At 73.0% G+C, this 6,673-nt stretch carries 6 protein-coding genes; 2 read left to right on the top strand and 4 right to left on the bottom strand.

Features of this window, described 5'->3' with window-relative positions:
* Positions 1-50: 50 nt before the first annotated feature.
* The 3 genes from E2E34_RS29295 to E2E34_RS29285 form a co-directional block, all read right to left on the bottom strand.
* Positions 51-1,382, bottom strand: coding sequence for an MFS transporter (locus tag E2E34_RS29295; RefSeq protein WP_138904900.1), 1,332 nt, complete (start codon positions 1,380-1,382; stop codon positions 51-53).
* Positions 1,383-1,490: 108 nt separating this feature from the next.
* Positions 1,491-2,264, bottom strand: a complete 774-nt coding sequence (locus tag E2E34_RS29290; protein WP_138904899.1) for a DeoR/GlpR family DNA-binding transcription regulator — start codon at positions 2,262-2,264, stop codon at positions 1,491-1,493.
* Positions 2,261-2,905 carry a histidine phosphatase family protein gene (locus E2E34_RS29285; protein WP_138904898.1) on the bottom strand — a complete coding sequence of 215 codons (645 nt, stop codon included), beginning with the start codon at positions 2,903-2,905 and terminating at the stop codon, positions 2,261-2,263. Before E2E34_RS29285 ends, E2E34_RS29290 begins: the two co-directional genes overlap by 4 nt.
* Positions 2,906-3,070: 165 nt before the next feature.
* On the opposite strand from E2E34_RS29285, the gene E2E34_RS29280 reads away from it, so the two are divergent.
* Both E2E34_RS29280 and E2E34_RS29275 read left to right on the top strand, forming a co-directional pair.
* On the top strand, positions 3,071-4,114 hold the full coding sequence (locus E2E34_RS29280; RefSeq protein ID WP_138904897.1) for a 2-hydroxyacid dehydrogenase: 1,044 nt from the start codon (positions 3,071-3,073) through the stop codon (positions 4,112-4,114).
* On the top strand, positions 4,111-5,568 hold the full coding sequence (locus E2E34_RS29275; protein ID WP_138904896.1) for an FGGY-family carbohydrate kinase: 1,458 nt from the start codon (positions 4,111-4,113) through the stop codon (positions 5,566-5,568). Before E2E34_RS29280 ends, E2E34_RS29275 begins: the two co-directional genes overlap by 4 nt.
* A 28-nt stretch (positions 5,569-5,596) precedes the next feature.
* On the opposite strand, the gene E2E34_RS29270 is transcribed toward E2E34_RS29275, so the two are convergent.
* A complete protein-coding gene (locus E2E34_RS29270; RefSeq protein WP_138904901.1) occupies positions 5,597-6,664 on the bottom strand; it encodes a fatty acid desaturase family protein in 1,068 nt (355 codons plus the stop codon).
* Positions 6,665-6,673 lie beyond the last annotated feature (9 nt).

Genomic DNA, 6,673 nt, shown 5'->3' with positions numbered 1-6,673 from the left:
GGGGCTCATCGCGGGACGGGTCCTTCCGGTGGCGGAGACGGGCTTAGGGGTCAGGTGGTGGCGCGGGCGGCGACCGGCACGGCGGCCTCGTGCAGGGACTTGCCCTGCGCGATGGCCTCCCGCGACGCCTTCGGGAGCCGGAGGAAGAGCGTGAGGACGGCGGCGACGACGTACAGGCCGGCGAAGATCAGGACGACGCCGTCCCGGCCCAGCGGCCCGAGGAACAGCGAGACGATCGCGGGCCCCACGAAGGCCGCGCCGCCGGCCCCGAGGTTCAGCAGCGCCATCGCGCCGCCCTTGTTCTCCGGGGCCAGCGACGGCATCAGCGCGGAGATCGGGACGAAACCGGCGAGCGTGGCGCCGTAGACCATCCCGACGCCGACCGCGACCCAGTAGTTGTCGGTCATCAGCTTCGGAACGAAGTAGAGGGCGAGGACGCTCACCGCGCACCCCACCGCGCCGAACCAGCCGATGGTCGTGCGCCAGCCGATCCGGTCGCTGACCAGGCCGAAGAGCAGGTTGAAGAAGATGTTGGTGGCGAACATGATGGACAGCAGCCGCAGCCAGTCGCCGTCGCTGAAGCCCATCTCGTCGGTGAAGAAGGCCGGGAGGATCACCCACAGGCCGAACTGCGGAGCCGTGTTGATGACGCGCACCACGCAGCCGACGGCGACCTTGGGGTTCGTCCACGCGATGGACAGGCTGCGGGTCAGCGACTGCACCGGCTTCACCCCGGGCGGCGCGAGCCGGGAGTACCCGGTCCGCTCCCGTACGCCGAGCAGGCAGAAGGCGCCGCCGATCGCGATCAGGGCGAGCGCCACCCACAGCGTGCCGAACTTCCCGAAGAGGGGGTTGGTGACAGAGGCGGTGAGCGAGCCGAGGGTGGGCAGGCCGCCGGTGAAGGCGAAGTAGAACCAGCCGACGGCGGCGCCGAGCCGGGCGACCGGGGCGGTGGCCGTGACCCACACCAGGAACGAGAAGGCGAAGAGCGGGTAGCCGAAGCCGCGCAGCCCGTAGAAGACCAGCATCAGGGTGTAGTCGTCCTGGGCCGCGCCGAGCGTCAGGAAGAGGATGTCGAAGACGATCCAGATGGCGAGGCCGAGCTGCATCACCCGGCGCGGGCCCCACAGTTCGGACAGGGCGCCCGACAGCCAGGAGGCGAGCATGACCGTGACGCCGTACGCGGTGATCACATAGCTCGCGCGCACCTCGCTGCCCGCGCCGTTGCCCTCGATGAACGGCGCGATGAAGCCGGACTCGACCCCGTCGCCGATCATGAAGATCAGGACGCCGATGAACCCGAAGAGGAGGGGCCTCGGAATTCCCACGCGATCCCAGACGGTCTCTCCCGCGCGCGCGGCGGATGTGGCGGTGCTGCTCATTGCTCGTGCCTCCACAGTGACGTGCCCTGGCCCGCGGACGTACGGCCGCGCCGGGAATGCATCATGACCTCTGTGAAATTAACACGCAAGACTTTAAGAATCTGGTTGTCACGCGGCGGGTGCGACCCGGACGTCCGTACGCTCCCTCAGGGCCGCCAGCAGTTCCCCGTCCACCCCGGCGTCCACCACCAGGTGGTCGAAGTCCTCCAGGGGGCCGAGCCGGTGCAGCGCGGTCCGGGCCAGCTTCGTCCGGTCCATCAGCAGCACCTTGCGCGTGCCGGAGGCCAGCATCGCCCGCTTGACCAGCACCACGTCCTGCTCCTGGTGGTACGTCATCCGGGCGTCCATGGCCGAGGTGGAGACCAGCACCATGTCGACCGAGAGCGCCTCGATGGCCTCCAGGCACGGCACGCCCAGGAAGGAGTCATGGGTGCGCGAGTACTCCCCGCCGAGGGAGATGAGCCGTATCTCCTCGTGGCCGGCGAACAGGTCGACGACCCGCCGGGCATTGGTCACCACCGTCAGCGGCGCCTGCTCCGCCAGCAGCCCGGCCAGCGCGAGCGCGGTCGTGGAGTCGTCCAGCATCACCGACATGCCCGGCTCGACCAACTCGGACGCGGTCCGGGCGATCGCCTCCTTCTCGGCCGTGTTGACGCCGAGGCGGTAGTCGAGATTCGACTCGAAGACGGTGGAGGGCAGCGCGGAGACCCCGCCCCGGAACCGGCGCAGCACCCCGCGCCTGGCCAGTTCGTCCAGGTCCCGGTGCACCGTCATCAGGCTGACGCCGGTCAGCTCCGCGAGCTCGGCCCCGCTCGCCGCCCCGTGCCTGAGGACGTGCTCGGTGATGATCTGCCTGCGGGCCTGTGCGCCGGTCGTCGTCATGTGCCCAAGTTTCGCGTACCGCCGTGGACGGGCGCCCAGGTGGGGACGTTGAGCGAGCGCAGGGCGGTGCCGGTGTCGGTCACCTCGATCTCGGTCACCGCCGCGTTGTCGAGCCGGGGGAACACCAGCCGGTAGCGGCCGACCGGGATAGAGAGCATCGCGCACAGCGCCATGCGCAGCAGGGTGTTGTGGGCCACCACCAGGACCGTGCCGCCCGCGTGCTCGCGCGCGATGCCGCGCAGCGCGGTGGAGGCGCGGGCCGCCGCCTCGGACGCCGGCTCCGACCCCGGGAAGGCGCCCAGCTCGGCGTCCTCCATGAAGCGCCGTACGGCCTCGGGGTCCTCGGCCGCCATCTCCGCGATGGTGCGCCCCTCGCCCCAGCCGAAGTCCACCTCGCGCAGCCCCTCGACGACCTGGGGCCGTACGCCCAGCGCGTCGGCCGCGGGTCCGGCGGTCAGCCGGGCCCGGCTGACCGGCGAGCAGGCCACGGCGTCGACCCCCCGGTGCAGCGCCCACTGCCCGAGCTCCTCCGCCTGGCGCAGCCCCTTCGCCGTCAGCGCGACGTCGGAGACGCCGGCGTACCGGTTCTCCGCGTGCCACTCGGTCTCTCCGTGCCGTACGAGCAACAGGCGTGCTGCCATGGACGATCTCTCCCCTGCGCCGCGGCGGCGCCGCCTCCCGGAGGCCGCGCCGGTCCATTGATTCTTCAAAACAATGATGTTAAATCTATCAGCGCCAGTGTTAGTGGCGCTGCGGCAACGCCAGACGCGCACCGCCACCGCGACCCCCGAGAAGGGCCCCGCCCCATGCGCATCCTCGCCGCCGGCGATCATTTCGTACGCCCCGACCTCCTGCGCGCCGCACTGCGCGAGGAGCTCGGCGCCGCCCACGAGATCACCGAACTCACCCTGCCCTGGCCCCACGAGCCCTTCGGCCCGGTCGGCGACGTCCACGAGGCGAGCGGCACCGAGGAAGAACTCGTCGAAGCACTCGACGGCGCCGAGATCTGCGTGACCCAGATGGCGCCCTTCACGGAGAAGGTCTTCGCCGCCTGCCCCCATCTGCGGATGGTCGCCGTCTCCCGGGGCGGGCCCGTCAACGTCGACCTCGCCGCCGCCACCCGCCGCGGCGTCGCCGTCTCCTTCGCGCCCGGCCGCAACGCCCCCGCGGCCGCCGAGTTCGCCATCGGCCTGATGCTCGCCGCCATGCGGCGCATCACCACCGCCGACGCCGAGCTCAAGCGCGGCAAGTGGCGCGGGGACTTCTACGCGTACGAGGAGGGCGGCATCGAACTCGACGGCGCCACCGTCGGACTCGTCGGCTACGGCGCGATCGGCCGCATCGTCGCCCGCGTCCTGCGCGCCTTCGGCGCCCACGTCCTGGTCGCCGACCCCTACACCGACCCGCACGCCGCCCGCGCCGACGGCGTGGAACCGGTCGCACTCGACGAACTCCTGCGCCGCAGCGGCGTGGTGAGCCTGCACGCCCGCCTCACCCCCGAGACGCACCACCTCATCGACGCCGCCAAGCTGGACCTGCTCCCCGAGGGCGCGGTGCTGGTCAACTCCGCCCGCGGCGGCCTCCTCGACTACGCCCCGCTGCCCGGCCTGCTCCGAAGCGGCCGCCTGGGCGCCCTCGCCCTCGACGTGTACGACGTCGAACCCCCGCCCGCCGACTGGCCGCTGCACGACGCCCCGAACGTGGTCACCGCGCCCCACCTGGCCGGCGCCACCCGGCAGACCGCCCACCGCGCCGCCGCCATCACCGCCGCCGAGGCGGGCCGTTTCGTACGCGGGGACGCGCTCGCGCACCCGGCCAACCCCGAGGTCCAGGAGGCCGTGCGGCCATGAGCGTGATCATCGGCGTCGACATCGGCACCTCCGTGACCAAGGCCGTCGCCTTCGACGGCGAGGCGAACCCGCTGGCCTCGGCCACCCGCCGCAGCACTGTGGTGCGGCTGTCCGGCGGCCGCGTCGAACAGGACCTCGACGACGTCGTCCGCACGGTCGCCGAGGTCGTACGGGAGACCGCCGCCGCCCTTCCGGTTCCGCCCACCGCGCTCGCCCTCACCGGCCAGGGCGACGGCCTGTGGCTGCGCGACGCGGACGGGCGCGCGGTGCGCCCCGCGATCTCCTGGATGGACGGCCGCGCCTCGGACCTCGTCGCCCGCTGGCTGGCGGACGGCACGGTCCAGGAGGTGTACAAGCACACCGGATCCGGCATGTTCCCCGGCTGCCACGCCCCGCTCCTCGCGCACCTGCGGGAGCACGAGCCGCAGACCCTGCTCCGCGCGGCCACCGCGGGCTACTGCGTCGACGCCGTCGCCCAGCGCCTCACCGGCCGGGCCGGCGTGGACGCGTCGGACGCCACCCTGCCCTTCCTCGACCCGGTGAGCCGCACGTACGCGACCGAGGCGCTCGCCGCCTGCGGCATCGAGGACCTGGCGCGCCTGCTGCCCGCCCCGGCGCCGCCCGGAACCGTCCTCACGCTCGACGCCCACGGCGCCGCCCTCCTCGGGCTGCCCGAGGGGCTCGCGCTCACCGCGGGACCGTACGACCTGCCGGCCTGCGCGATAGGCAGTGGTGTGCGCGACGTCGGCGACGGCCTGCTGATCGTCGGCACCACCCTCGCCTGCCAGGTTCTGACCGACCGCGCCCGGACGGACGGCTCCACCGAACCGGCCGGCATGTGGCTGTGCACCCCGGACCCCGGCCGCTGGCTGCGCGCGATGCCCGCGATGGTCGGCACCGCCGCCCTCGAATGGTTCCTCGCCTTCACCGGCGCCACCACCGCCGACCTCGACACGCTGCTCGCCGAGAGCCCCCCGGGCGCGAATGGCGTCACCGCGCTGCCCTTCCTCTCCGACGCGGGGGAGCGCGCCCCGTTCGTGGACCCCGCCGCCCGCGGCCGCCTCGACGGCCTCACCCTCGCCCACACGCGGGCCGACGGCGTCCGGGCGATGTGCGAGGCGATCGGCTACGCCGCCCGGCACTGCCTGGAGGCCGCCGGCCTCACCGGCACCCTCGCGGCCTGTGGCGGCGGCACCCGCTCCGGCCCCTGGGCGCAGCTGTTCGCCGACGTCCTGGGGCGACCGGTCCGTATCCCGCTGGAGCACGAGGTGGGCGCGCTCGGCGCGGTGCGGGTGGCGCGGCGCTTCCTCGGCGAGGCCCCGGAGGCCGAGCCGCAGCGGTTCCGCACGGTGGAGCCGCGCCAGGACACCCGCGCGGTGTACGAGGACGGCTACGCCGCCTACCGCCGCGCCCTGGACACCGCCCGCGCCCAGTGGGCCCATTCGCCGCGCTGACCCAGGCTCCGGCGCGTACGCCGCCGTCCTAGCCCTCGGCCGGGGCGGCGGCCCCGCGGGCCTCCCGGATCGGGGCTCCCGCCCGGTGGAGGCTGGTGAGCGCCTGGCGGTACGAGGTGATCAGGCTGGTCTCCAGGTAGCTGATGCCGAGGTCCCGGCAGTAGTCCCGGACGATGACCTGGGCGCGCCGCAGGTGCGGGGTGGGCATGCTGGGGAACAGGTGGTGCTCGATCTGGTAGTTCAGCCCGCCGAGCATCAGGTCGGTGAACCGCCCGCCGTGCACGTTGCGCGAGGTGAGCACCTGGCGGCGCAGGAAGTCGGGGCGCTCGTCGCCGGTCAGGATCGGCATGCCCTTGTGGTTCGGCGCGAAGATCGATCCCAGGTAGACGCCGAACAGGCACTGGTGGACGGCGAGGAAGGCTATCGCCATGCCCGGCGGCAGGACGAGGAACAGCGCGGTCAGGTACACCGCGAAGTGGGCGAAGAGAAGCGTGCCTTCGAGGGTCCGGTGCTTGAGCGTGCGGTTGGCCAGCGCCCGGACACCGGCGACGTGCAGGCTGAAGCCCTCCAGCGTGAGCAGCGGGAAGAACAGGAACGCCTGCGAGCGACCGAGCAGCCGGGGGAGGCCCTTGGCGACGCGCGCCTGGTCCTGGGACCAGACGAGGACGTCGGGGAGCACGTCCGGGTCGAGCTCGGCGTGGTTGGGGTTGGCGTGGTGACGGGTGTGCTTGTCCTGCCACCATCCGTAGCCCATGCCGATGCCGAGGTTCCCGGCGAGGCGGCCCGCGCGTTCGCTGGCCTTGCGCAGCCGGAAGACCTGGCGGTGGGCGGTGTCGTGGGTCACCAGCGCGACCTGGCCGAAGACGAAGGCGAGGAAGCCGGCGACCGCCAGCGTCCACCAGCTGTCCCCGACGAGGACGAAGGCGGCCCAGCCGCCGGCGTACAGGGCGGCCACGGCCGCGATGCGGGCCGTGTAGTAACCGGGGCGGCGCCCCATCAGCCCGGCGGCGGCGATCTTCTTGTACAGCCGCGCGAAGTCACTGCCCGGCTTCCGGGACGGCGCGGGCGGAGGGCGTACGGAGGTCTGCATTGACATGGTGACGAG

This window comes from Streptomyces albidochromogenes, assembly GCF_005981925.1.
GTDB classification, from domain to species: domain Bacteria; phylum Actinomycetota; class Actinomycetes; order Streptomycetales; family Streptomycetaceae; genus Streptomyces; species Streptomyces albidochromogenes.
This window is presented reverse-complemented; position numbering and strand designations above follow the sequence as displayed.